Genomic DNA, 22,143 nt, shown 5'->3' with positions numbered 1-22,143 from the left:
ACCGGAAACTGAGATGCGCCCCTCCGGACGGTTCCGGGGGGGCGCATCCGTCAGTGCAGGTCAGAGCAGGTCAGAGCAGCTGGACCACGGCGCGGGACATGCCGAGCACCTTCTCGCCGCCGCTGGTCGCCAGCAGGTCCACCCGGACCCGGCGGTCCTCCAGCTTCGCCGCGACCTTGCCGGTGACCTCGATCACAGCACCCGTCCCGTCATTGGGGACGACGACCGGCTTGGTGAAGCGGACGCCGTACTCCACCACCGCACCGGGGTCCCCCAGCCAGTCGGTGACCACCCGGATCGCCTCGGCCATGGTGAACATGCCGTGCCCGATGACATCGGGCAGGCCGACCGAGCGGGCGAAGGCCTCGTTCCAGTGGATGGGGTTGAAGTCCCCGGAGGCGCCCGCGTACTGCACCAGAGTGGCGCGGGTCACGGGGAAGGACTGGGCCGGGAGCTGCGAGCCGACCTCGACCTCGTCGTAGTTCACCTGTGCGGGCACCGTCACTCCCCCTCGGCGGCGCGGGCCACCAGCATCATGTAGGCGGTCACCACGTGCTCGCCGCTCTCCTCGTGGACGTCGCCGCGGACCGAGAGGATGTCGTTCCCGGCCAGGGACTTGATCGAGTCGATGGTGCAGGTGACCGAGAGCCGGTCGCCGGCGCGCACCGGACGGGTGTACGTGAAGCGCTGGTCGCCGTGGACCACCCGGGAGAAGTCCAGGCCCAGGTCGGAGTCGTTCACCACCTGGGCCGCCGCGCGGTAGGTCAGCACAAAGGGGAAGGTGGGCGGCGCGATGACATCGGGATGCCCCAGTGCCTTCGCCGCATCCGTGTCCAGATAGGCGGGGTTGGCGTCGCCGACGGCCTCGGCGAACTCGCGGATCTTCTCGCGGCCGACCTCGTAGACCGTGGTGGGCGGGTAGGTCCGCCCGATGAAGGAAGGATCGAGCGGCATGGGCAGCTCCTCGTCGTGCGACACGTCAGTAGGTAAGTCGTTCTTCAAGGAGAAAGGTAGCCGGACCTGACGCAGCGAAGGCCGCCCCCACGGGTGGGAGCGGCCTTCGCCCTTACAGCCTTGGCGATATCGCCGGACGTGCGATGGAACGCAGAGGTCAGCGGGTCTCGCGGTGCGCGGTGTGCGAGTTGCAACGGGGGCAGTGCTTCTTCATCTCAAGACGGTCCGGGTCGTTACGCCGGTTCTTCTTGGTGATGTAGTTCCGCTCCTTGCACTCCACGCAGGCCAGCGTGATCTTCGGGCGGACATCAGTGGCGGCCACAGGAGTGCCTTCCTCGGACAGACAACGTTATGAACACAGACAAGAGTAGCCGACCGGGAGGGTTACCCTACAATCGGCTACACGGCGTGGTAGCGGTGACCGGACTTGAACCGGTGACACAGCGATTATGAGCCGCTTGCTCTACCAACTGAGCTACACCGCCACGACGATTGAGCGCCCCGCCGAAGCGGGGCACCTTCTCATCCGAGCCCCCATGCGGAATCGAACCGCAGACCTTCTCCTTACCATGGAGACGCTCTACCGACTGAGCTATAGGGGCTGGCCGAGGAAGACATTACACGGTCCCCGGCCGATCCGTGAAATCCGTTTCCTCCCCCGCGGATCCCAGGCCTGGAGCGGCTTCCCGGCCCCTCGGGGCGGACCAAGCTGACGTTGCATCGCAGCTCAGACGTTCGCCCCGGAGCGCCCTCGGAGCCGCGGTCGGATCCCCCGTCGAAGCCCCGGCGGGAGCCCCTGTCGGATCCCGGCGGGGCGGTATGACTTATGAACTCCTCGGTGCCCGCCCGCGCCTCCCGACCGCGTCGGGACAGGCGGCCTAGGCTCCCAAGGAACGATCATGAGCCACGGCGGGAAGGAGCGGCGGATGCCCGCCGAGAGGCCCCCGGACCAGCCGACCGCCCCCGGTGGACCTGCCCTGCTGCTGTCCGGTGCCCGGCAGGCCGACGGCCGCGCGGTGGATGTGCGCATCCTCGGCGAACGGATCGAGTCGGTCGGCCCCGCGGGCAGCCTCAGCGCGCCGGACCGGCTGGACCTCACCGGATACCTGCTGCTGCCCGCCCCCACCGAACCGCACGCCCATCTGGACCAGGCCTTCAGCGCCACCCCGCCGGCCGGCCCCGGACCGGATGCCGCCGGAAGTGCGGAGGCGCTGCAGCGCAGGATCACTGAGGCGGCTCTGAGCGGGCTGGGCTACGGCGCGACAGTGCAGCGTACGCACGTACGGATCGACGGGGCCCACGGGCTGACGGCCGTCACCGCGGCGCTGCAGGCCGCGCGTGCCCTGCACGGGCTGATGGAGCTTCAGGTGGTTCCGCTCCCGGGAACGCTGAGCGGACGTTGCGGTGCCGAGGGGCGCGCGGTCCTGCGCGAGGCGCTGGCCATGGGAGCGCACGCGGTCGGCGGCCGCCCCGACCAGGACCCGGATCCGGACGCGCATCTGGACGCCGTGGCAGCCCTCGCCGAGGAGTGCCGCAGCCCGGTCGATCTCCACGCCGATCTGGGTGATCCGCACCGGCTGGCCCGGCTGGCCGCGGTGTTCGGACAGTTCCCCCAGCTGGTGACCGTGGGCCCGTGCGCCGCCCTCGACCGGCTGCGTCCCGAGGAGGAGGCGCTCGGGATCGACCGGCTCGCCTCGGCCGGCATGGCCGTCGTACTGCTGCCGCAGAGCGGGTACTGCATGGGGACGGGGTCGACGCCGGGCGCGGGGGGCGGGCCGGATGCCGGGGATACCGGGCGGCCACGGGCCGCCCGGCGGGCACCGGTCCGGCGGCTGCTGGCGGCCGGGGTCACGGTCGCTGCCGGCAGCGGTGCGCTGCGGGACCTGGCGAATCCGGTCGGCCGGGTGGATCCGCTGGAGGCGGCCTTCCTGCTGGCCGCATCGGGCGAGTTGGACGAGGTGGATGCGTACGAGCGGGTCAGCGGAGCGGCGCGGCGGGTACTCGGGCTGGCCCCGGTGCTGATGGCTCCCGGCGCCCCTGCGGACATCCTCGCGGTGCGCGGGGACAGCCTGCGCGGGGTGCTGTCCGGTGGGCACAGCAGGGTGGTGGTGCACGGCGGCCGGGTGGTCAGCCGGACCAGTGCGGTGCGGGAGTTCGCCGAGACCAGCGCCCCCGCCGTGCCCCGGCAGGGACGGAGCGGGCCGGTGGCCCTGGAGGACTGACGGCCTGCGCGGCGGGCTCGGCGAGGCGCTGCGTGGGATCAGCGCCAGAGGGGACCAACGCTGGGCGGGGGTGAACGCGCGGCGGGGGTCAGGGCGCCGCGGAGGTCAGCGCGCGGCGGTAGTGGACCAGAAGTTCGCCCCAGTCGTCCACCTTGACCCGGCCGCTGCGCCGGAAACCCATCGCCTTGTAGAGCCGATTGGCCCTCAGGTTGTCGGCGTGGGTCCAGAGTTGGGCCTGGTCGAAGCCGCGGGCGACGGCGCGCTTGATGGTCTCCTCGACCAGCAGCCGTCCGATGTGCTGGCCCCAGCGGTCGGGGGCGACGCTGAGCAGGGATATGTGGATCAGCCCGGAGACCGGTGGTCCCGAACCGTCCTCGTCGCGCCCCTGGACGCCCATGATGGTGCCGATGATGCCGGAGTTGTGCTCGGACTCCTTGTCCGGGTCCTTGCCCGGCTCCTCGTCGTGCTCCCCGTTGTCGGGCCCACGGCCGGCTTCCCGAACGGACTCCTGGCCGTTCTGGTCGGCCGAGTCGTGAGCCAGCAGGACTAAGGCCTCCGGCGAGGCCATCCGTTCATGGACCGAGGCGATATGAGCCTCCGGCAGGGGCCTGCCGTTGCGTCTGACGACATGTGAGAACGTCCACAGCGCCACTGCGGCGTCAAGATCGGCCGCGGCAGCCTCACGCACTGTCACCGCTTCGTCCATGCCAAGCCCCCTCCCCCGACCGTCGAGTACCGGCGCTCCCCCACCGGATGACTCGTTTTCTACCACGCCCCTGTGACAACCGGGTTCGGCTGTCGGCCATGGGACTGTTGCGACCCTACTCGCGCTCACCCTCCGCGCACAGGACCCCTGGGCTTCTCGCTCCCGCAGGTGGCGGGCAGAACCGCCATCCGTTCAACAGTTGAAGGCAGTTCAACTTATTGACGGTGGGTCATGCCGCATTGAGACTGCCTTACGGATCCGGAGCTCCCACATCGTTGCTCTGAGAGCGCTTCCAGATCGCAGGTTCAACGGGCCCGAGTCGGACGGGCCTCCGGCTCCTGATCAGAAGGTGGTACCAAGCGCTCCCCCACACCGATCTGGCGTTCACTTCACGAACCCAGGTGAAAGGACCCCCATGCGCAGAACCGCCCTTCCGCGCCCACCGCGACCTGCGTCGCGCGGACGCGTAGTCGCCCTGCTCACCGCCGTCCTGCTGACGCTGGCGGCACTGCTCGGCCTGACGGCCACCGCGCTACCGGCCTCGGCCGCGACCGACTACACGCAGAGCGTGACCCAGCTGAACGCGTCCCAGACACAGATCACGTGCATACCCACCACCGCCGCGCTCTACGTCGACGTCCACTACCTGGTCAACGGCGCCAACCAGCAGAACTTCCGGATGGCGAACAGCAACGGCACCTGGACCCAGACCGTCAGCTCGCTGACCGCCGGCAACGTCCTGGAGTACTGGTTCACCTACGAGAAGAACGGGCCGCAGTACGACACCCCCCACTTCACGTACACGCAGACCGGCGGCACCACCGGGACGGTGGCCACGCCGACGTTCAGTCCGGCCGGGGGGACGTTCAGCTCCGCCCAGACCGTGACGCTCGCCGACTCCACCTCCGGCGCCAGCATCCGCTACACCACGGACGGAAGCACCCCCACTGCCTCCTCCACCCTCTACAGCACCCCGCTGAGCATCACCGCGACCACCACCGTCAAGGCCATCGGCATCCTGTCCGGTAGCACCAACTCGGCCGTGGCCAGCGCGACCTACACCATCAGCACCGCGCCCTCCACGGTCGCGACGCCGACGTTCAGTCCGGCCGGGGGGACCTTCAGCTCCGCCCAGACCGTGACGCTCGCCGACTCCACCTCCGGCGCCGGCATCCGCTACACCACGGACGGAAGCACCCCCACTGCCTCCTCCACCCTCTACAGCACCCCGCTGACCGTCAGCGCCACCACCACGGTCAAGGCCATCGGCATCCTGTCCGGCCTGACCAACTCCGCGGTGGCCAGCGCGACCTTCACCATCGGGACCTCGGTGGGCTGCCCCGCGCAGTCGGACACCCCGGACTTCGGTCCGAACGTCCACATCTTCGACCCGACCATGTCCAGCGCCAGCATCCAGGCCACGCTGGACGCCCAGTTCGCGCAGATGAAGGACACCAACACCGCCCAGTTCTCCGAGAACCGGGTGGCCGACCTCTACAAGCCGGGCACCTACTCGGTGGAGGACAACGTCGGCTTCTACACCTCGGTGGCCGGGCTCGGCCAGAACCCGGACGACGTGACCATCAACGGTGACGTCACCGTCGACGCCTTCAACTCCGAGGACGCCGGCAACGCGACGCAGAACTTCTGGCGCTCGGCCGAGAACCTGGCCATCAACCCCTCCAGCGGCACCGACCGCTGGGCCGTGGCCCAGGCCGCGCCGTTCCGCAGGATCGACGTGCACGGCAACCTGGCCCTCTACCCGGCCAGTTACGGCTACGCCAGCGGCGGCTACATCGCCGACACCAAGGTGACCGGGCAGGCGTCCTCGATCTCGCAGCAGCAGTGGTACACCCGGGACAGCAACCTCGGCAGCTGGTCCGGGGGCGTGTGGAACATGGTCTTCTCCGGCGTGAACGGCGCCCCGGCCAACACCTTCCCGAGCCCGCCGGAGACCACTCTGGCCACCACTCCGGTCTCGCGCGACGTGCCGTACCTGTACATCGACAGCACCGGGAAGTACCGGGTCTTCGAGCCCTCGCTGCGGACCAACGCCTCCGGCCCGAGCTGGGCGAGCGGCAGCACCCCCGGCACCTCCGCCCCGATGAGCCAGTTCTACGTGGTGAAGGCCGGCGACACGGCCGCGACCATCAACACCGCGCTGTCCGAGGGCTGCAACCTCTTCGTCACCCCCGGGGTCTACCACCTCAGCCAGACCCTCAACGTCACCAAGGCCAACACGGTCATCCTCGGCATCGGCTACCCGACCTTCGTCCCGGACAACGGGGTCAACGCCATGCAGGTCGCCGATGTGGACGGGGTCAGGCTCAAGGGCCTGCTCTTCGACGCCGGGACGACCAACTCGGCCGCTCTGCTGACGGTCGGCCCGTCCGGCTCCTCCGCGAGCCACGCGGCCAACCCCACCACCATCCAGGACGTGTTCTTCCGGATCGGCGGTGAGGTCGCCGGCAAGGCGACCGCGAGCCTGGTCGTCAACAGCAGCGACACGATCATCGACCACATCTGGGCCTGGCGTGCCGACCACGGCAACGCGGGCACGGTCGGCTGGACCACCAACACGGCCGACAACGGCCTGATCGTCAACGGCAACAACGTCGAGGCGACCGGCCTGTTCGTGGAGCACTACCAGAAGTACGAGGTCACCTGGAACGGCCAGAACGGCAAGACCATCTTCTTCCAGAACGAGATGCCGTACGACGTGCCCAACCAGGCGGCCTGGATCAGTCCGACCGGGGTCAACGGGTACGCCGCCTACAAGGTGGGTGCCAACGTCACCACGCACGAGGCCTGGGGGCTCGGCAGCTACTGCTACTTCAACGTCAATCCGGCGGTGAACGCCTATCACGCGTTCGAGGTGCCCAACACGGCGGGCGTGAAGTTCCACGACGCACTCACCGTCTCGTTGGGCAACGTCGGCACGATCACCCATGTCATCAATGACACGGGTGCCCAGACCGCGACCAACACCACTCCCAGCAACGTCGTCAGCTTCCCGTGAGCTGAGCTGACGTCGGAGCGACCGACAACACCTCCGGCCGGCCCGGTCCCCCGGGCCGGCCGGAGGCCGGTCCAGGACTGCACACCGGGGGCCATGCGCCGGGACAGCAGACGGCCCCTGACCGTTTGTGCTGGTCAGGGGCCGTCCCATTCCCTGGTGGCGGGTATAGGGTTCGAACCTATGTAGGCAGAGCCGGCAGATTTACAGTCTGCTCCCTTTGGCCACTCGGGCAACCCGCCAGGGATCGTCTCGCGGTCTCCCGGTCGACGTCGTAAACAATACCTGATCGACGGGGGTGCTCCGCCACTCGGTTGATCCGGGGAGTCGGCGGCCCGCCGGTACCCGGGGAGGACAACGGGCGGGGTCCGCGGTGGCTAGGCTGGATCGGCAGCTCCACCCATAGGGAGCACGCGCCATCCGTGTCGTAGCACTGTCAAGGAGACTCACTGATCATGGCCGACTCCAGTTTCGACATCGTCTCGAAGGTCGAGCGGCAGGAGGTCGACAACGCGCTCAACCAGGCCGCTCGCGAGCTGACCACCCGTTTCGACTTCAAGAACGTCGGTGCCTCCATCGAGTGGTCCGGCGAGAAGATCGAGATGAAGGCCAACTCCGAGGAGCGCGTGAACGCGATCCTCGACGTCTTCCAGACGAAGCTGGTCAAGCGGGGGATCTCGCTGAAGGCGTTGGACGCGGGGGAGCCGCAGCTCTCCGGCAAGGAGTACAAGATCTTCGCCACCATCGAGGAGGGCATCTCCCAGGAGAACGCCAAGAAGGTCGCCAAGATCATTCGCGATGAGGGCCCCAAGGGCGTGAAGGCCCAGGTCCAGGGGGACGAGCTGCGCGTCAGCTCGAAGAGCCGGGACGACCTCCAGGCCGTGCAGGCCCTGGTCAAGGGCAAGGACCTGGACTTCGCCGTCCAGTTCGTGAACTACCGCTAGACCCGCCCGACCTGCCGGGCCTGCAGGGACGAGCGCGGCTGCTGATGGTCTTTCCGGTCCGGTACGGGCCCGGAGACCGTCGGCAGCCGCGCTCGTGTCATTGCCGGAGGGCCCGGGGTGAGGGCCCGGGCGCCGGTCCACGGCGGACCGTTACTGGTCCGCGATCAAATCCATAAAATTCACATTGGTCCCCTTGAGACCTCTCTCATACTCGGCTCATCAAGCTGTCAGCCCAGCTCCCTAGGTTCCAGAGGCGCACCAAGAGCCCCTCCTTCCCTAGGAATCACATGTTCTTCACCTATCTCAGGCGCGAACTGCGCCGCCGCCGCAAGGCGGCGCTCGTCATCTCCATGGGACTCGCCCTGGGCATCGGCCTGGTTCTCACGGTGACCTCGGTCTCTGCGGGGATGAAGAACGCCCAGTCGACAGTGCTGCACTCGCTCTACGGTCTCGGCACCGACATCACCGTGACCAAGTCCGCTGCGGCCGGGGCCGGCGGCGGTGCGCAGAAGTTCGGGATCCAGCAGTCCGGCTCGGGCAGCAAGAGCAGCAGCGCGGACCGGCTCTCGGTCAACCAGGGCACCGCCACCATGGCGAGCTCCACCGTCACCCAGGTCGCCTCGCAGAGCAATGTGGAGGCCGCCGTCGGCAGCCTGCTGCTGAACGACTTCAAGTTCGACGGCTCCTTCAAGCTGAAGAGCGGCACCTCCAGCACCAGCACCGGGACCGGCCAGGGCGGCGGTCAGCAGGGTGGCGAAGGCGGCGGGCAGGGCGGCACCCCGCCGAGCGGCGCGGCCAACTTCAGCCTGAACACGCTGACCATCATGGGCACCGACACCAGCAACATCACGGTGGGCCCGCTCAGCTCGCTCAAGATCACCTCCGGCGTCAACTTCACCAGCGCCCAGAGCAACTCCCTGGTCGCGGTCGTGGACAGCTCCTACGCCACCCAGAAGAAGCTGAAGGTCGGCAGCACAGTCACCATCAGCGGCAAGGCCTTCAAGGTCATCGGCATCGCCACCGCCTCCAGCGGCACCTCGGCGGCCAACGTCTACATCCCGCTGACCCAGGCGCAGACCCTGGCCGACATGAAGAACAAGGTCACCACGGTCTACGTGAAGGCCAGCAGCTCCCAGCAGATCAGCGCGGTCAAGACCGCCATCACCAAGAACGTCTCCGGCACCACCGTCACCACCGCGTCCGACCTGGCCTCCACGGTCTCCGGTTCGCTGTCCACCGCCGCCAACCTGGTGACCAGCATGGGCAAGTGGCTGTCGCTCGCCGTGCTCGCCGCCGCCTTCCTGATCTCCAGCCTGCTCACCTCCTCGGCCGTCAACCGGCGCGTGCGGGAGTTCGGCACCCTGAAGGCGCTCGGCTGGCGCAGCAAGCGCGTGATCGGGCAGGTCATGGGTGAGGCCCTGGTCAACGGGCTGATCGGTGGCGTTCTGGGAATCGCTCTGGGACTGGCCGGCGCAGCCGCGATCACCGCGTTCTCGCCCACCCTCAGCGCCTCCACCGCGAGTTCCACCGCCAGCCAGGGCGGTCCCGGCGGCGGGGGCGGCCCGGGCCAGGCGGCCAGTGCTGCGGCCAAGGCCATCGAGGTGCACCTGACGGCTCCGGTGACCCTCTCGGCGATCGCCGTCGCGGTGGCCCTCGCGGTCGCCGGCGGTCTGGTGGCCGGCGGCTTCGGCGGCTGGCGCGCCTCCCGGCTGCGCCCGGCCGACGCCCTGCGCCGCGTCGAGTAGTCCCGAAGCCCTTCCGCAATCCTCATAGGAGCACCCATGTACCGCCTCAGCGGCGTCACCAAGCACTACTCCCGGGGCAAGGAAACGGTCCGCGCCCTGGACGGCATCGACCTCGAGATCCCCGACGGCGGCCAGCTGGTCATCCAGGGCCCCACCGGCGGTGGCAAGTCCACCCTGCTGCAGATGCTCGGCGGCCTGGACCGCCCGACCGGCGGCACGGTGGAGCTCGCCGGGCACGACCTGGGCGCGATCGGCGAGGCCAAGCTCACCAAGGTCAGGGCCGAGCTGATCGGCTTCGTGTTCCAGAGCTTCAACCTGATCCCGACCCTCAGCGCACAGGAGAACGTGGAGACTGCGCTGGTCCCGATGGGCATCGCCAAGGAGGAGCGCCGCAAGCGTGCCTTCGCGGCGCTGGAGTCGGTCGGTCTCGGCGAGCGCAGCAACCACGTGCCGAGCGAGCTCTCCGGTGGCCAGCAGCAGCGTGTCGCCATCGCCCGCGCGCTGGTCAAGGAGCCCAAGGTGCTGCTCGCCGACGAGCCCACCGGCAACCTGGACGAGGAGACCCGTGACGAGATCATGGAGCTGCTGCACGGGCTGTGGCGCGAGCGCGGGCTGACCTTCATCATGGTCACCCACGACACCGCCATCGCCGGGCGTGCCCCGCGGCTGGCCACCATCCGGGCCGGCAAGGTCACCGTCTCCGAGAACGCGGACGCCCAGGTCTGGGCGGGCTGAGCGGACAGCTGGGACGGAAGCGGGCCGGGGCCCGGGCGGACGAGACATCCTCGTCGGCCCGGGCCCCGGCCGTGTACCGCCGGTGGCTGCCGGGGGGCCGGCCGGGCCCCGGGTTCTGCCGGGGGTCGGCCAGGGGATCGGCCAGGAGTCGGCCGGGCGCTCTCAGCGGGCCGCGAAGGGCTGGTCCGAGGGGACGATCTCGCGGCCCAGCGGCATCAGTGAGATCGGGATGAGCTTGAGGTTCGCCCAGGCGAAGGGGAGGCCGACGATGGTGACCGCCAGCGCGATGCTGGTGGCCAGATGGCCCAGCGCCAGCCACCAGCCGGCGAAGATCAGCCAGATGACGTTGCCGACGCAGGATGCCCCTCCGGCGTCCGCACGCTCCCGGGTGGTGCGGCCGAACGGCCAGAGGACGTAGCCGGCGATGCGGAAGCTGGCGATGCCGAAGGGGATGGTGATGATGAGGATGCAGCAGATGATCCCGGCGATGGCATAGCCGATGGCCATCCACAGTCCGCAGAGGACCAGCCAGACGACGTTGAGCAGGAACCTGAGCACATCCATCTGCGGCAGCCTTCCGTCTTCCGTGCGAACGGCTCCCCCGGCCGATCCGGGGCCCGAAAAAATTCTGACACGCTTTCGAGAAGGACGCTGATCGGCTGTCAGCGGATGCGACGGCGTCCGGCCATCTCCTCCAGCCGGGCGATGCGCTCGGCCATGGGCGGGTGGGTGGAGAACAGGCGGGCTCCTGCCTCGCCGGGGCGGAACGGGTTGGCGATCATCATATGACTGGCCGTCTGGAGCTGGGGCTCGGGCGGCAGCGGGAGCCTCCTGGTGCCCTGGTCGAGCTTTCGCAGGGCATCGGCCAGGGCCAGCGGGTCACCGGTCAGCTGGGCTCCGGAGGCGTCCGCCTGGTACTCCCTGGAGCGGCTGACCGCGAGTTGGATCAGGCCGGCGGCGATCGGCCCGAGGATCATCAGCAGCAGCAGGCCCACCAGCCCCGGGCCGTCGTCGTCGTCGCTGCGGCCCATCGGGATCAGCCAGGCGAAGTTGACGGTGAACATCACCACCGAGGCCAGCGCCCCGGCCACCGAGGAGATCAGGATGTCGCGGTTGTAGACATGGGACAGCTCGTGCCCGAGGACGCCGCGAAGTTCGCGCTCGTCCAGGATGCCCAGGATGCCCTGGGTGCAGCAGACTGCGGCATTGCGCGGGTTGCGGCCGGTGGCGAACGCGTTGGGGGCCTCGGTCGGGGAGATGTACAGGCGGGGCATCGGCTGGCGGGCCGAGGTGGAGAGCTCGCGCACGATCCGGTAGAGCCAGGGGGCCTCGATCTCGCTGACCGGGCGCGCCCGCATCGCCCGCAGCGCCAGCTTGTCGCTGTTCCAGTAGGCGAAGCCATTGGTCGCCAGGGCCACGACCAACGCGACCAGCAGCCCGGTACGCCCCCAGAAACTGCCGATCAGGACGATCAGCGCGGAGAGGCCGACCAGGAGTACGGCGGTTCTCAGACCGTTGTGCCGGCGGTGCACGGGTGCCCTCCAGGACGTGCGATGAGGGGCGTCTGCTGTCTGCTGCCCTTGAGTCCGTTCGTCCGGTTCAACGGCTGGGACGGACGCCCTGGTTCCCTTGTGCCCTGCTGGGCGGGGCTGTGCAACCCGGGCGGACCGGCCCGGTCAGCCGAAGAGGGATCCGCTGGTGATCTGGAGCACGAGTTGGGGCGCGAGTGAGAGCACCATTCCGGTGGCCGCCGCGAGCCCGAGGCAGAGGGCCAGCGGAACCGGGATCCGAAGGGTCGCGGCTGAGGTCGACGGGGCGGGCTGGAAGAGCTTGGCGGTCCAGGAGAGGTAGTAGTACAGCGCGACGACCACGTTCACGGCCATGATCACGGCGAGCCAGCCGAGGCCACCGTCGACGGCAGCGCGGAACACCACCACCTTGCCGAACAGGCCGATCACACCGGGCGGCAGTCCGGCGAGGGAGAGCAGGAAGAAGGCCATGGCGATCGCCGCCGCAGGGCGGGCGGCGAACAGGCCCCGGTAGTCGTCGATCCGGCGGGACACCAGGGCGACGACGGCGAAGGCCCCCAGGTTGACCACGCCGTAGATCATCGCGTAGGCGACCGTCGCCCCCAGCGGATCACGGGCCTCGGCACTGCCGTATCCCGCTGCGGCGATCGGAACCAGCAGATAGCCCGCCTGGGCGACGGAGGACCAGGCGAGCAGGCGGACGGCGCTGTGCGCGGTGTCCGAACGCTGGCGCAGGGCGGCTGCGTTGCCCAATGTCATCGTGAGTGCGGCCAGAACCGCAAGCGCCAGGCCCCAGGTTCGCCCGTAGGGGTGAAAACCCACCACAGCGACTAGCGCCAGGCCGGAAAGCCCGGCAGCCTTGCTGACCACCGAGAGGTACGCGGCCACTGCCACGGGGGCACCGGTGTAGGTGTCGGGAACCCAGAAGTGGAACGGGACCGCGGCCGTCTTGAAGGCGAAGCCGACCAGCGTCAGGACCGCGCCCACCAGGGCCAGGGTCTTCAGCTGGGGCTGGACATGGGGCAGTGCGGCGGCGATACGGGTGAGATGCAGACTGCCGGTCGCGGCGTAGACGAAACTGACGCCGAGCAGCATGACCGCCGTGGCCGTGACCGAGGACAGGAAGAACTTGAGGGCGGCCTCCCCGCCCCTGCCGTCACGGCGCAGACCGACCAGGGCGAACGCGGGCAGCGAGGCGACTTCGAGGGCGACCACCAGGGTCGCCAGATCACGTGAGGCCGGCAGCAGGGCTGCTCCCGCCGCCGAGCTGAGCAGCAGGAACCAGTACTCACCGGGCGGGAGGGCGCTCTCCTTCACGGTGTGGATCGACAGCAGCGCGGTCAGCAGGGCACCGGCGAGCACCAGCAGTTGCAGTACCAGGGTGAAGTGGTCGGCGACGTAGGAGCAGGCGCTGCCGCCGGTGGCGGCGGTGGCGCCGGTGGAGCTGCCGAGGCAGAAGGTGGCGCGGGTGCCGTCGCGCAGCGGGATCAGCGAGAGCAGGGCCAGTGCCAGTCCTGCCACCGAGATCCAGCCCAGCAGCGGCTTGTGCCGTGCGGGCAGGAAAAGTTCGGCGACCAGGACGCCGAGGGCGACGGCGGCGGTGATCGACGGAGGGGCGACGGTCTGCCAGTCGATCGACTGGATCAGGGAGCCGGCCATGGGTGTGGCGAGAGCGGTCATGGCTCAGCTGCCTCCGAGGAGTGCCTTGACGGCGGGGTTGCTGAGGCCGAGGAGCACGGCCGGCCAGAGCCCGGCGACGAGGGTGAGGACGACGAGAGGGGTCCAGGCGGCGGCTTCGTAGGCCTGGACGTCCAGGAGCTGGAGTGCCGGCCCGGTCGAGGACGGCGGGTCAGCCGGCGTGGACGGGTCGCCCATGCAGACCCGGCGGACGACGGCGAGCAGGTACGCGGCGGTGAGCAGGGTGCCGAGCCCGGCCAGGGCCATGAAGACCAGGTAGGTGGGCCGGGAGAGGTCCGCGGCCGGATGGAAGGAGCCGAACATGGCGAGAAGTTCACCCCAGAAACCGGCCAGTCCGGGCAGACCGAGGCTGGCGACGGCGGCGAAGGCAAGGAGCCCGCCCAGGCGCGGGGCGCGACCGTACAGAGCGGCGCCGGTGCCGCCGGCGGAGTCGGTGAGCCGGTCGAGGTCGACGGTGCCGTAGCGGTCCTTCACCGCTCCGACCAGGAAGAAGAGCAGGCCGGTGACCAGACCGTGGGCGATGTTGGCGAACAGGGCGCCGTTCACTCCGGTGGGGGTGAGCGTGGCGATGCCGAGCAGGACGAAACCCATGTGCCCGACGGAGGAGTAGGCGATGAGTCGCTTGAGATCGCCCTTGGCCCCGGGGCGGACCAGGGCCAGGCAGGCGAGGGAACCGTAGAGGATGCCCACCACGGCGAAGGCGGCCAGATAGGGCGCGAGGGTGGCCATCCCGTCGGGGGCCGAGGGCAGCAGCACCCGGACGAAGCCGTAGGTCCCCATCTTGAGGAGGACCCCGGCGAGCAGGACCGAGCCGGTGGTGGGGGCAGCCGTGTGGGCGTCGGGCAGCCAGCTGTGGAACGGCCACATCGGGGCCTTGACGGCGAGGCCGAGTCCGACGGCGAGGACGACGAGGATCTGCGTGGTGTGCGAGAGGCCCCGGCCGTGCCGCTGCGCGAGTGCGGTCATGTCGAAGGTGCCGGCGTGCAGGCCGAGCAGCAGGAAGCCCAGCAGCATGATCGCCGAGCCGAGCAGGGTGTAGAGGATGAAGCGGGCCGCGGCCGGACCGCGGTTCTCGCCGCCCCAGCGGGCGATGAGGAAGTACATCGGGATAAGCACGACCTCGAAGGCCAGGAAGAAGAGCAGCAGGTCCAGGACGGCGAAGGTGCCGACCATCCCGGTTTCGAGGAGCAGCAGCAGGCCGGTGTAGGCGCGCGGACTGGGGGTTCCCGGACCGTCGGGCAGCCTGCGCAGGGAGTAGACCGCACACAGGAAGGTGAGCAGCGTGGTCAGCAGCAGCAGCGGCAACGAGATGCCGTCGACGCCCAGGTGGAGTCGGACACCCAGGGCCGGAATCCAGGAGACGTCAGTGGTGGCCTGCATCCTGGCGGGGTGCCCGCGGTCGAATCCGGCCGCCAGCGCGACGGCCAGCAGCAGGGTGGCGCCGGTGACGGCGGCCCCGAAGCGCAGCGCGCGGCGTCCTGCGGCGTGCTGGTCCGTGCCGAAGAGGCCGGGCACCAGGGTGATCGCCGCGCCGAGCAGCGGCAGCAGGAGCAGGGCGATGAGGACGGCGTTCACCGGGAGGCCTCCGTGAGAGCGCAGGCAGAGGGTCGGCGGCGGGTCGTACGGGTTGCCGCAGAGCTGTTCACTGGACCACCGCCACCAGCACGGCGAGGACCACGGCGCCGGCGAGCAGGGCGCTCAGATAGGTCTGGGCGTTGCCGTTCTGGGCGCGGCGGACGGCGGCCCCGAGCAGCCTCGGTGCACCCCCCGCTCCGGCGACATAGGTCTCGATCACGTCGCGGTCCAGGAAGCGCACCAGCTGCGCGGCCGCGAGCACGGGGCGCACGAAGACGGCGGCATAGAGGCGGTCGAGGCCGAAGCCGTTGGCTGCGGGGCCCAGCAGCGGACCCAGGAGCAGTCGGGCCGGGTCCGGGGCGTGGCCGGTCGAGGCGGCAGCGGCGGCGCTGTCGGCGTCCGCGAGGGCCTGGGTGAAGGTACGGCCGGGGACGGTGGCGAGGTCGGCGGTGATCTCACGCGGTTCGGCGGCCGTGCCCTCCGGGCGGGTGGACTCGTCGAGCTCGTGGGCCGCAAGGGTCGGGGACGCGGTCGCGGCATCCAGGACCAGGGCGGTTGCCCGGCGCCATGCGGTGTACGAGACCAGGACTCCGGCCAGGGCGACACAGGTGCCGAGGATCGCGGTGCTGCCGGAGGGGGTGAGCGAGATGCCGTCGAGGAAGGAGGGCAGCCAGGTGGTGTGCAGTCCGGCGAGGCCTAGGGCGACGGCGGGAACGGCGAGGAGCCACAACGGCCAGCGCATCGCATGGGGCTCGGCGGTGCCCGCAGCGGCGCCGGGCTGCGCCGGGTCGGCCTGCGTGGTGCCGGCCGGGACCGGGGTGGCGGAGCGGAAGGCGACGAGCCAGAGCCGGGTGGCGTACATGGCGGTGAGCAGGCCGGTGAGCAGACCTGCGACCAGGACGATCCAACCGACGGAGGTGGGCACCGCGGTGGCGGGACCGAGACCTCCGGTGAGGGCCTCGCCGTGGGCCGCGTGCTCAGCGGCGGTGAGGACCGACTCCTTGCTGAAGAATCCGGAGAAGGGAGGGATGCCGGCCAGCGCGAGCAGACCGATCGTCATGGTCCAGTAGGCGTCGGGCACGCGACGGCGCAGGTCGGGCATGCGGGACATGGCGGTCAGCGAGTTGGTGTGCGCCGCGTGGATCACGACACCGGCGGCCAGGAAGAGCAGGGCCTTGAAGGCGCCGTGGGTGAGCAGGTGGAACACGGCGGCGTCGCGGTCGCCGGTGGCAAGGGCTCCGGCCATGTAGCCCAGCTGGCCGACGGTGGAGTAGGCGAGCACCCGCTTGATGTCGTCCTGGGCCAGGGCGCAGAGAGCGGAGCCCACCATGGTGACCGCCGCCATCACGGCGATGACGACCAGAGCAGCCGAGGACAGCAGGAACACCGGGAGCAGCCGGGCCACCAGATAGATGCCGGCGGCGACCATGGTCGCCGCATGGATCAGCGCCGACACCGGGGTCGGGCCCGCCATCGCATCCGGGAGCCAGGTGTGCAGCGGGAACTGTGCGGACTTCCCGGCGACACCGCAGAGCAGCAGCAGCGCGATCAGGGTGGGGTGGTGCAGCTGCCCGGTCGTGGCCGCACCGAGGACACCGCTGATCCGGAACGTTCCGGCATCGGCGGCGAGCGCGAAGATGCCGAACAGGAAGGGGATGTCACCGAGCTTGGTGACCAGGAACGCCTTGATGGAGGCGGAGCGGGCGTCGCCCCGCTCCCAGTGGTGGCCGACCAGGAAGTAGGAGCAGATGCCCATCACCTCCCAGCCGACCAGCAGGACGATCAGATCGCCGGAGTACAGCACCAGGAACATCGCGGCGGTGAACAGCGACACCAGCGCCGCATAGGAGGAGTAGCGCGGGTCGTCGCGCAGATAGGAGGTGGAGTAGATCTGCACGCAGCCGGCGACGACGCCGACCAGGACGGCCAGCAGGGTCGAGAAGCCGTCCAGGTGCACGGCGAGGTCGATGGGGATGCTGCCGGTGGGGGTGAGCCTGGTGGCGGCATCGAGGTGGCGGCCGGTGCCCAGGTCGCAGGCCACCGCGACGGCCAGGGCTGCGGAGGCGATGGTGGGCAGCACGGCGAGCGGACGGACCAGCCCGGGCGCGCGGCGTCCGGCCGCGAGTCCGGCGAGGGCGCCGAGGAAGGGGAGCAGTGGGACGAGCACTGCCAGCGTCAGGGTCATGCGGGGTCGGCCTTCCCCCGGGCGGAGCCCGTCAGTGATGCGGTGTCAGGATCGGCGGCGAGGTCGGGGGCAGGGGCGGGGTCTGCGTCGGCGGGAAGGGCCTGGTCGGCGGGCCGGTCCGCGAGCTCGCGGAGGCGGTCGATGTCGGCGGTGCCCTGGGTGCGGAACACCATGAGGACGATGGCCAGGCCGAGGCCGATCTCGGCGGCGGCGATGGTGATGGTGAAGAGGGTGAGCGCCTGGCCGGCGTGCAGGGTGTCCCGCAGCCAGACGTCGAAGGCCACCAGGTTGAGGTTGACGGCGTTGAGCATCAGCTCGACGGACATCAGCACCAGCACGGAGTTTCGCCGGGCCAGCACACCGTAGAGGCCGACGCAGAACAGCAGTGCGGCCAGTACCGCGGGATAGGCGAGGTGCACCGGGGATCAGCCCTCCTCTCGGTGGCGGCGGGAGAGCACGATGGCGCCGACCAGGGCGGCAAGCAGTAGCACGGAGAGGGCCTCGAAGGGCAGCACCCAGTAGCGGAACAGCACCTCGCCGTTGGCCCCGGTGCTTCCACCGCCGGAGGACAGGTCCATCCAGGTGCTGCGGAAGGCGTCGACGACCAGGGTCACCAGGGTCGCCGCTGCGACCACCGCGACGCCGAGGGCGACCCAGCGGTTTCCGGAGTCAGCGTCCGGTGAACGGCCTATGGGGGCCTTGGTCAGCATCAGTCCGAAGAGCACCAGGACCACGACCGAGCCCAGGTAGATCAGGACCTGGACCCAGGCGATGAACTCGGCGGTGAGCAGCAGGTACTCGATGGCCAGGCCGCCGAGGGCGACCACCAGCCAGAGCGCGGCATGCACCAGCCGGCTGGTGGTGACGGTGAGGACGGCGGCGCCCAGGACGGCGAGCCCGACCAGCACGAAGACGATCTCGACGCCGGTGGGCGTCAGGAAGGAGTGGCCTTGGGAGCTCAGCGAGGCGGCCAGGACGGCGGTCACGGAGTGGGCTCCTCTCCGGGCGGCGTGGCTGCGGCGGCCGCCTCGGCGGCGGCGAGCTTGTCGGCGGCCTTGCGGGCAGCGGCGATCTCCTTGGGCTCCTCGGCGGAGGGGTCCAGCGCGGGCGGCGGGGGAACGGTCCACATCCACTCGCGGAGCTTCTCCCGCTCATGGGTGAGCTCGTGGATGTCCGTCTCCGCGTACTCGAACTCCGGGGACCAGAACAGCGCGTCGAAAGGACAGACCTCGATGCAGATACCGCAGTACATGCAGAGCGAGAAGTCGATGGCGAAGCGGTCCAGGACGTTGCGGGTGCGGGCCCTGGCATTGGGGTCGACCGCGGGCAGCGTCTCCTTGTGGGAGTCGATGTAGATGCACCAGTCCGGACACTCGCGGGCGCAGAGCATGCAGACCGTGCAGTTCTCCTCGAGCAGCGCGATGACGCCCCGGGAGCGCGGCGGCAACTCGGGCTGCGCGTCGGGGTACTGGTGGGTGACGCTGCGTCGGGTCATCGTCCGCAGGGTGACGGCCAGGCCCTTGGCCAGGCCGCGGCCGGGGAAGCCGCCGGAGCTGCCGGAGCCCGCGGACCCACCGTGCTGGTGCGTGTGGTCGGCTCGGCCGGAGTGGTCGGCGGAGCCGGAGGGGAGGGGCGGCACTAGGAGATCACCACCTTGACGATGCCGGTGAGGGCGAGCTGGGCGAGGGCGAGCGGGATCAGGACGATCCAGGCGAAGCGCATCAGCTGGTCCTCGCGCAGCCGCGGATAGGTGACCCGCAGCCAGATCACGACGAAAGCGAGGGCGAATGTCTTCAGCAGGGTCCACAGCCAGCCGAGGTCCGCCGAGAGCGGGCCGTGCCAGCCGCCCAGGAACAGGACGGCGGTCAGCGCGCAGAGCACCAGGATTCCGGCGTACTCGGAGAGCAGGAACAACGCGAAACGCAGACCGGTGTACTCGGTGTAGGCGCCGAAGATGATCTCCGAGTCGGCCACCGGCATGTCGAACGGCGGCCGTTGGAGTTCGGCCAGGCCCGCGGTGAAGAAGACGAAGCCACCGACGATCTGCCAGGGCACCCACCACCAGTGGAACGCCCCGAGGATGCCGGTGAGCGACACGCTGCCGGCCGCCATGGCCACCGACGCGGCGGCGAGCAGCATCGGCAGCTCGTAGGCCAGCAGCTGCGCGGCGCTGCGGATGCCGCCGAGCAGAGAGAACTTGTTGGCGGAGGCCCAGCCTGCCATCAACGAGCCGAGCACCCCGACGCCCATGACGGCCAGGACGAAGAACAGACCGGCGTCCAGCGCCTGTCCGACGAAGCCGCCGGGGCCGACCGGGATGGCGATCAGGACCAGGAGGTACGGCAACAGCGCGACGGCGGGCGCCAGCTGGAAGACCCGCCGGTCGGCCCCGGCCGGGACGATGTCCTCCTTCTGAGCGAACTTCACACCGTCGGCGACCAACTGGGCCCACCCGTGGAAGCCACCTGCGTACATGGGTCCGAGCCGGCCCTGCATATGGGCCATGACCTTGTGCTCGGTCTGCCCGATGACCAGCGGGAAGGTCAGGAACACGACCAGGACGGCGAGACAGCGCAGCAGCGCTTCGAGCGCGGTGATCATGCGTCGTCTCCCGTCGTACCGTCAGTGCCTGTCCTGCCGTCAGTGCCTGTCGTGCCGTCAGTTCCGCCGGAGGGCGCCGTCGGGGGCTCCTGCGGCGGCGGTACCGACTGCCACGGCGCGTCCGGGGTCGGGGCGGCGGCCGGGGCCTGGCTGGTGGAGCCGTCACCGACGCTGCGGTTGCGGCGCGGGCGGTCGGCGCGGACCGGTCGGTCGCCCGGAGCGACAGCGGCTGCTGCGGCGGGATCGGCAGCAGCAGCCCGGGGGCCGCGGGCCGCACCGCGGGCCGGTCGCTCGGCGACGGGCGGGAGGGTTCCGGCGAGCGGGCCCCACTCGTTGGGGTCGGGCACGCCCGGCGGAAGCATCCGCCGTCGGGCGGCCGGGGCGCCCTCGCCGTGGCCGTGGTCGCTCTCCCCGGGTTCCTTGGCCCCCGGCCAGGCCTTGGCGACCCTGGCCGCCAGCACGAACTCCTTGCGGAGCGGGTGGCCTTCGAAGCCGTCGGGAAGAAGGAGGGTAACCGGATGGGGATGGCCGGTGAAGTCGATGCCGAACATCTCGTGGGTCTCCCGCTCGTGCCAGTCGGCGCCCGCGAAGACGTCGGTGGCGGTCGGGAGGGCGGCCGCAGCCCTGGGGATGCGGGTGCGGAGCAGCAGATGGCGCAGCGGGGCGGCCGATCCGTTGCCCACGGCGGCGAGGTGGGCGACGACGGAGAAGCCGTCGGCCAGTTCGTCGACGGCGCTGAGCCAGTCGAAGTAGGACAGGCCGAGGGAGTCCCGGGCGGTGGTCAGCGCCTCGATCCAGTGCTCGGCCGGGACGTCGACGGTGAGCAGGGCGAACGCCTCGGTGGCGGTGGCCCACGGACCGAGGGCAGCCGCAGTCGCCGCTCCGGGGTCCGGCGCGGCGGGCGGAGTGGGCTCAGCCGGCTCGGCAGGCAGGGCGGGCTCAGCGGGAGGGGTGGGCTCAGCGGGAGGGGTGGGCTCAGCAGGAGGAGTGGGATCGGTCACCGGGCCGGGCCCTCCTCGACACCGGTGGGTCCGGGCCCGGCCACCAGGGGCCGCTTCAGGGCCGCGGCCGGCACGGGAGTGACCGGGTACTGGTCCGGGAGGGACTCGTGCGCGATCTTCTCCTGCAGTTTGAGGATGCCCTGGAGCAGCGCCTCCGGACGGGGCGGGCAGCCGGGTACGTACACGTCCACCGGGATGATCTGGTCGACGCCCTTGGTGACGGAGTAGGAGTCCCAGTAGGGACCGCCGGAGTTGGAGCAGGCGCCGAAGGAGATGACGTACTTGGGTTCGGGCATCTGCTCGTAGAGGCGCTTGATCGCCGGGGCCATCTTGTCGGTCACGGTGCCGGAGACGATCATGAGGTCCGCCTGGCGCGGACCGGGCGCGAAGGGGATGACGCCCAGTCGGATGAAGTCGTGCTTGGCCATGGAGGCGGCGATGAACTCGATGGCGCAGCAGGCCAGGCCGAAGTTGAAGCACCACAGGCTGTAGCGGCGGCCCCAGTTGAGGACCACCTTCACCGGGTCCGGCGCCAGCCGGGCCAGCGGGCCGAGACGGCGCGGCTCGACGGCGCCACCGGGTGCGGCCGGGTCGGGGATGCCCAGCGGAACCGGGCCGCCCGTCGCGGCCGGGCCGCCGAGCGGATCCTGTCCGTGCGCGTGTGCGTGCGCATGCCCGTGCGAGTGGGGAGCGGGGGTCACGTCCATTCCAGGACGCCCTTCTTCCAGGCGTAGAGCAGTCCGACGGCGAGGAAGCCGATGAAGACGAACATCTCGATCAGCGTGCCCGCACCGTACCCGGGCGCGGCGAAGACCGTGGCCCAGGGGAACAGGTAGATCGCATCCACCGCGAAGATCACATAGAGGAAGGCGTAGACGTAGTAGCGGATCTGGGTCTGCGCCCAGCCCTCCCCCACCGGGTCCACGCCGCACTCGTACGCGAGCAGCTTCTCCTGCGTCGGCGCATAGGGGCGCAGCAACTGGTTGGCCCCGAACGCCGAGGCCACGAACAGCACTCCGATCACAGCCAGCAGGCCGACCACGGCATAGGCGTGGAAGTACCCCGGTTTCGGGGCGGCGACGACAGCCGCGACTGCTTCCATGCTCGGTTCGTCCTCCGGTCCCGCCTGGCGGCAGCGATGTCTTTACACATCCATGACGTTCTTACTGCACGGGAGTCTAGGTCCACCGACCGGGGGTCCGTGCACGGCGCCCAGCGGGAACGCGGCGAAG

The 22,143-nt window shown here is 70.2% G+C and carries 21 protein-coding genes and 3 tRNA genes; 5 read left to right on the top strand and 19 right to left on the bottom strand.

The genetic code is table 11. The features are described from left to right. Window positions 1-70 precede the first annotated feature (70 nt). From ABUW04_RS07455 to ABUW04_RS07435, 5 genes are all read right to left on the bottom strand, one after another. On the bottom strand, window positions 71-499 hold the full coding sequence (locus ABUW04_RS07455; protein WP_030251703.1) for a MaoC family dehydratase: 429 nt from the start codon (window positions 497-499) through the stop codon (window positions 71-73). Window positions 500-501: 2 nt separating this feature from the next. Continuing rightward, on the bottom strand, window positions 502-954 hold the full coding sequence (locus tag ABUW04_RS07450) for a MaoC family dehydratase N-terminal domain-containing protein (RefSeq protein ID WP_030251706.1): 453 nt from the start codon (window positions 952-954) through the stop codon (window positions 502-504). A 157-nt stretch (window positions 955-1,111) separates the two neighbouring features. Next, window positions 1,112-1,276 carry a 50S ribosomal protein L33 gene (gene rpmG, locus ABUW04_RS07445; protein ID WP_006604855.1) on the bottom strand — a complete coding sequence of 55 codons (165 nt, stop codon included), beginning with the start codon at window positions 1,274-1,276 and terminating at the stop codon, window positions 1,112-1,114. A gap of 87 nt (window positions 1,277-1,363) precedes the next feature. Further along, a tRNA-Met gene (locus tag ABUW04_RS07440) sits at window positions 1,364-1,439 on the bottom strand. A 44-nt stretch (window positions 1,440-1,483) separates the two neighbouring features. Next, a tRNA-Thr gene (locus tag ABUW04_RS07435) sits at window positions 1,484-1,556 on the bottom strand. Between the two features lie 297 nt (window positions 1,557-1,853). Between ABUW04_RS07435 and ABUW04_RS07430 the strand changes: the two genes are divergently transcribed. Then, window positions 1,854-3,176, top strand: coding sequence for a hydrolase (locus ABUW04_RS07430; RefSeq protein ID WP_380563673.1), 1,323 nt, complete (start codon window positions 1,854-1,856; stop codon window positions 3,174-3,176). An 88-nt stretch (window positions 3,177-3,264) separates the two neighbouring features. Here the strand turns inward: ABUW04_RS07430 and ABUW04_RS07425 are convergent, their stop codons facing one another. Continuing rightward, window positions 3,265-3,882: a GNAT family N-acetyltransferase gene (locus tag ABUW04_RS07425; RefSeq protein ID WP_380563672.1), complete on the bottom strand. Its 618-nt coding sequence runs from the start codon at window positions 3,880-3,882 to the stop codon at window positions 3,265-3,267. Between the two features lie 415 nt (window positions 3,883-4,297). On the opposite strand from ABUW04_RS07425, the gene ABUW04_RS07420 reads away from it, so the two are divergent. Beyond that, the gene (locus ABUW04_RS07420; protein ID WP_380563671.1) at window positions 4,298-6,901 is read left to right on the top strand and encodes a chitobiase/beta-hexosaminidase C-terminal domain-containing protein; all 2,604 of its coding nucleotides are present in this window, start codon (window positions 4,298-4,300) and stop codon (window positions 6,899-6,901) included. A 154-nt stretch (window positions 6,902-7,055) separates the two neighbouring features. On the opposite strand, the gene ABUW04_RS07415 is transcribed toward ABUW04_RS07420, so the two are convergent. Continuing rightward, window positions 7,056-7,140: transfer RNA gene (locus tag ABUW04_RS07415), tRNA-Tyr, on the bottom strand. Window positions 7,141-7,353: 213 nt separating this feature from the next. Here ABUW04_RS07415 and ABUW04_RS07410 point away from each other — a divergent pair. The 3 genes from ABUW04_RS07410 to ABUW04_RS07400 all read left to right on the top strand — a co-directional run bounded on the left by ABUW04_RS07410 (window position 7,354) and on the right by ABUW04_RS07400 (window position 10,322). Beyond that, window positions 7,354-7,842, top strand: coding sequence for a YajQ family cyclic di-GMP-binding protein (locus tag ABUW04_RS07410; protein ID WP_030251722.1), 489 nt, complete (start codon window positions 7,354-7,356; stop codon window positions 7,840-7,842). Window positions 7,843-8,129: 287 nt separating this feature from the next. Continuing rightward, window positions 8,130-9,587, top strand: coding sequence for an ABC transporter permease (locus ABUW04_RS07405; RefSeq protein ID WP_030251725.1), 1,458 nt, complete (start codon window positions 8,130-8,132; stop codon window positions 9,585-9,587). Window positions 9,588-9,623: 36 nt separating this feature from the next. Beyond that, window positions 9,624-10,322, top strand: a complete 699-nt coding sequence (locus ABUW04_RS07400; protein WP_380563669.1) for an ABC transporter ATP-binding protein — start codon at window positions 9,624-9,626, stop codon at window positions 10,320-10,322. Between the two features lie 162 nt (window positions 10,323-10,484). Here the strand turns inward: ABUW04_RS07400 and ABUW04_RS07395 are convergent, their stop codons facing one another. The 12 genes from ABUW04_RS07395 to ABUW04_RS07340 all read right to left on the bottom strand — a co-directional run bounded on the left by ABUW04_RS07395 (window position 10,485) and on the right by ABUW04_RS07340 (window position 22,013). Continuing rightward, window positions 10,485-10,886 carry a YccF domain-containing protein gene (locus ABUW04_RS07395; RefSeq protein ID WP_380563667.1) on the bottom strand — a complete coding sequence of 134 codons (402 nt, stop codon included), beginning with the start codon at window positions 10,884-10,886 and terminating at the stop codon, window positions 10,485-10,487. Window positions 10,887-10,984: 98 nt separating this feature from the next. Next, a complete protein-coding gene (htpX, locus tag ABUW04_RS07390) occupies window positions 10,985-11,854 on the bottom strand; it encodes a zinc metalloprotease HtpX (protein ID WP_380563666.1) in 870 nt (289 codons plus the stop codon). Window positions 11,855-11,998: 144 nt separating this feature from the next. Continuing rightward, window positions 11,999-13,531, bottom strand: a complete 1,533-nt coding sequence (locus ABUW04_RS07385) for an NADH-quinone oxidoreductase subunit N (protein ID WP_380563665.1) — start codon at window positions 13,529-13,531, stop codon at window positions 11,999-12,001. Window positions 13,532-13,534: 3 nt separating this feature from the next. Beyond that, window positions 13,535-15,124, bottom strand: a complete 1,590-nt coding sequence (locus tag ABUW04_RS07380) for a complex I subunit 4 family protein (protein WP_380563664.1) — start codon at window positions 15,122-15,124, stop codon at window positions 13,535-13,537. A 67-nt stretch (window positions 15,125-15,191) separates the two neighbouring features. Then, window positions 15,192-17,309, bottom strand: a complete 2,118-nt coding sequence (locus ABUW04_RS07375; RefSeq protein ID WP_380563662.1) for an NADH-quinone oxidoreductase subunit 5 family protein — start codon at window positions 17,307-17,309, stop codon at window positions 15,192-15,194. Further along, complete coding sequence (nuoK, locus tag ABUW04_RS07370; protein WP_380563661.1) at window positions 17,306-17,728, bottom strand: NADH-quinone oxidoreductase subunit NuoK; 423 nt, start codon at window positions 17,726-17,728, stop codon at window positions 17,306-17,308. Before nuoK ends, ABUW04_RS07375 begins: the two co-directional genes overlap by 4 nt. A 6-nt stretch (window positions 17,729-17,734) precedes the next feature. Further along, window positions 17,735-18,283, bottom strand: coding sequence for an NADH-quinone oxidoreductase subunit J family protein (locus tag ABUW04_RS07365; protein WP_380563914.1), 549 nt, complete (start codon window positions 18,281-18,283; stop codon window positions 17,735-17,737). 8 nt (window positions 18,284-18,291) lie between these two features. Next, window positions 18,292-18,804 carry a 4Fe-4S binding protein gene (locus ABUW04_RS07360; protein ID WP_380563913.1) on the bottom strand — a complete coding sequence of 171 codons (513 nt, stop codon included), beginning with the start codon at window positions 18,802-18,804 and terminating at the stop codon, window positions 18,292-18,294. Between the two features lie 143 nt (window positions 18,805-18,947). Further along, window positions 18,948-19,910: a complex I subunit 1/NuoH family protein gene (locus ABUW04_RS07355; RefSeq protein ID WP_030251755.1), complete on the bottom strand. Its 963-nt coding sequence runs from the start codon at window positions 19,908-19,910 to the stop codon at window positions 18,948-18,950. Next, the gene (locus ABUW04_RS07350) at window positions 19,907-20,911 is read right to left on the bottom strand and encodes an NADH-quinone oxidoreductase subunit C (RefSeq protein WP_380563659.1); all 1,005 of its coding nucleotides are present in this window, start codon (window positions 20,909-20,911) and stop codon (window positions 19,907-19,909) included. The genes ABUW04_RS07355 and ABUW04_RS07350 overlap by 4 nt, the downstream gene beginning before the upstream one ends. Further along, window positions 20,908-21,618 (bottom strand): NADH-quinone oxidoreductase subunit B, encoded by a 711-nt coding sequence (locus ABUW04_RS07345; protein ID WP_380563657.1) that lies wholly within the window; start codon window positions 21,616-21,618, stop codon window positions 20,908-20,910. Before ABUW04_RS07345 ends, ABUW04_RS07350 begins: the two co-directional genes overlap by 4 nt. Continuing rightward, window positions 21,609-22,013, bottom strand: coding sequence for an NADH-quinone oxidoreductase subunit A (locus tag ABUW04_RS07340; protein WP_030251764.1), 405 nt, complete (start codon window positions 22,011-22,013; stop codon window positions 21,609-21,611). Before ABUW04_RS07340 ends, ABUW04_RS07345 begins: the two co-directional genes overlap by 10 nt. Between the last annotated feature and the right edge of the window lie 130 nt (window positions 22,014-22,143).

It is taken from the genome of Streptacidiphilus jeojiensis (assembly GCF_042510965.1).
In the GTDB taxonomy this organism is placed as follows: domain Bacteria; phylum Actinomycetota; class Actinomycetes; order Streptomycetales; family Streptomycetaceae; genus Streptacidiphilus; species Streptacidiphilus jeojiensis.
Note: the sequence above shows the minus strand (reverse complement) of the source record. Positions and strands in the feature narration are given on the sequence as shown.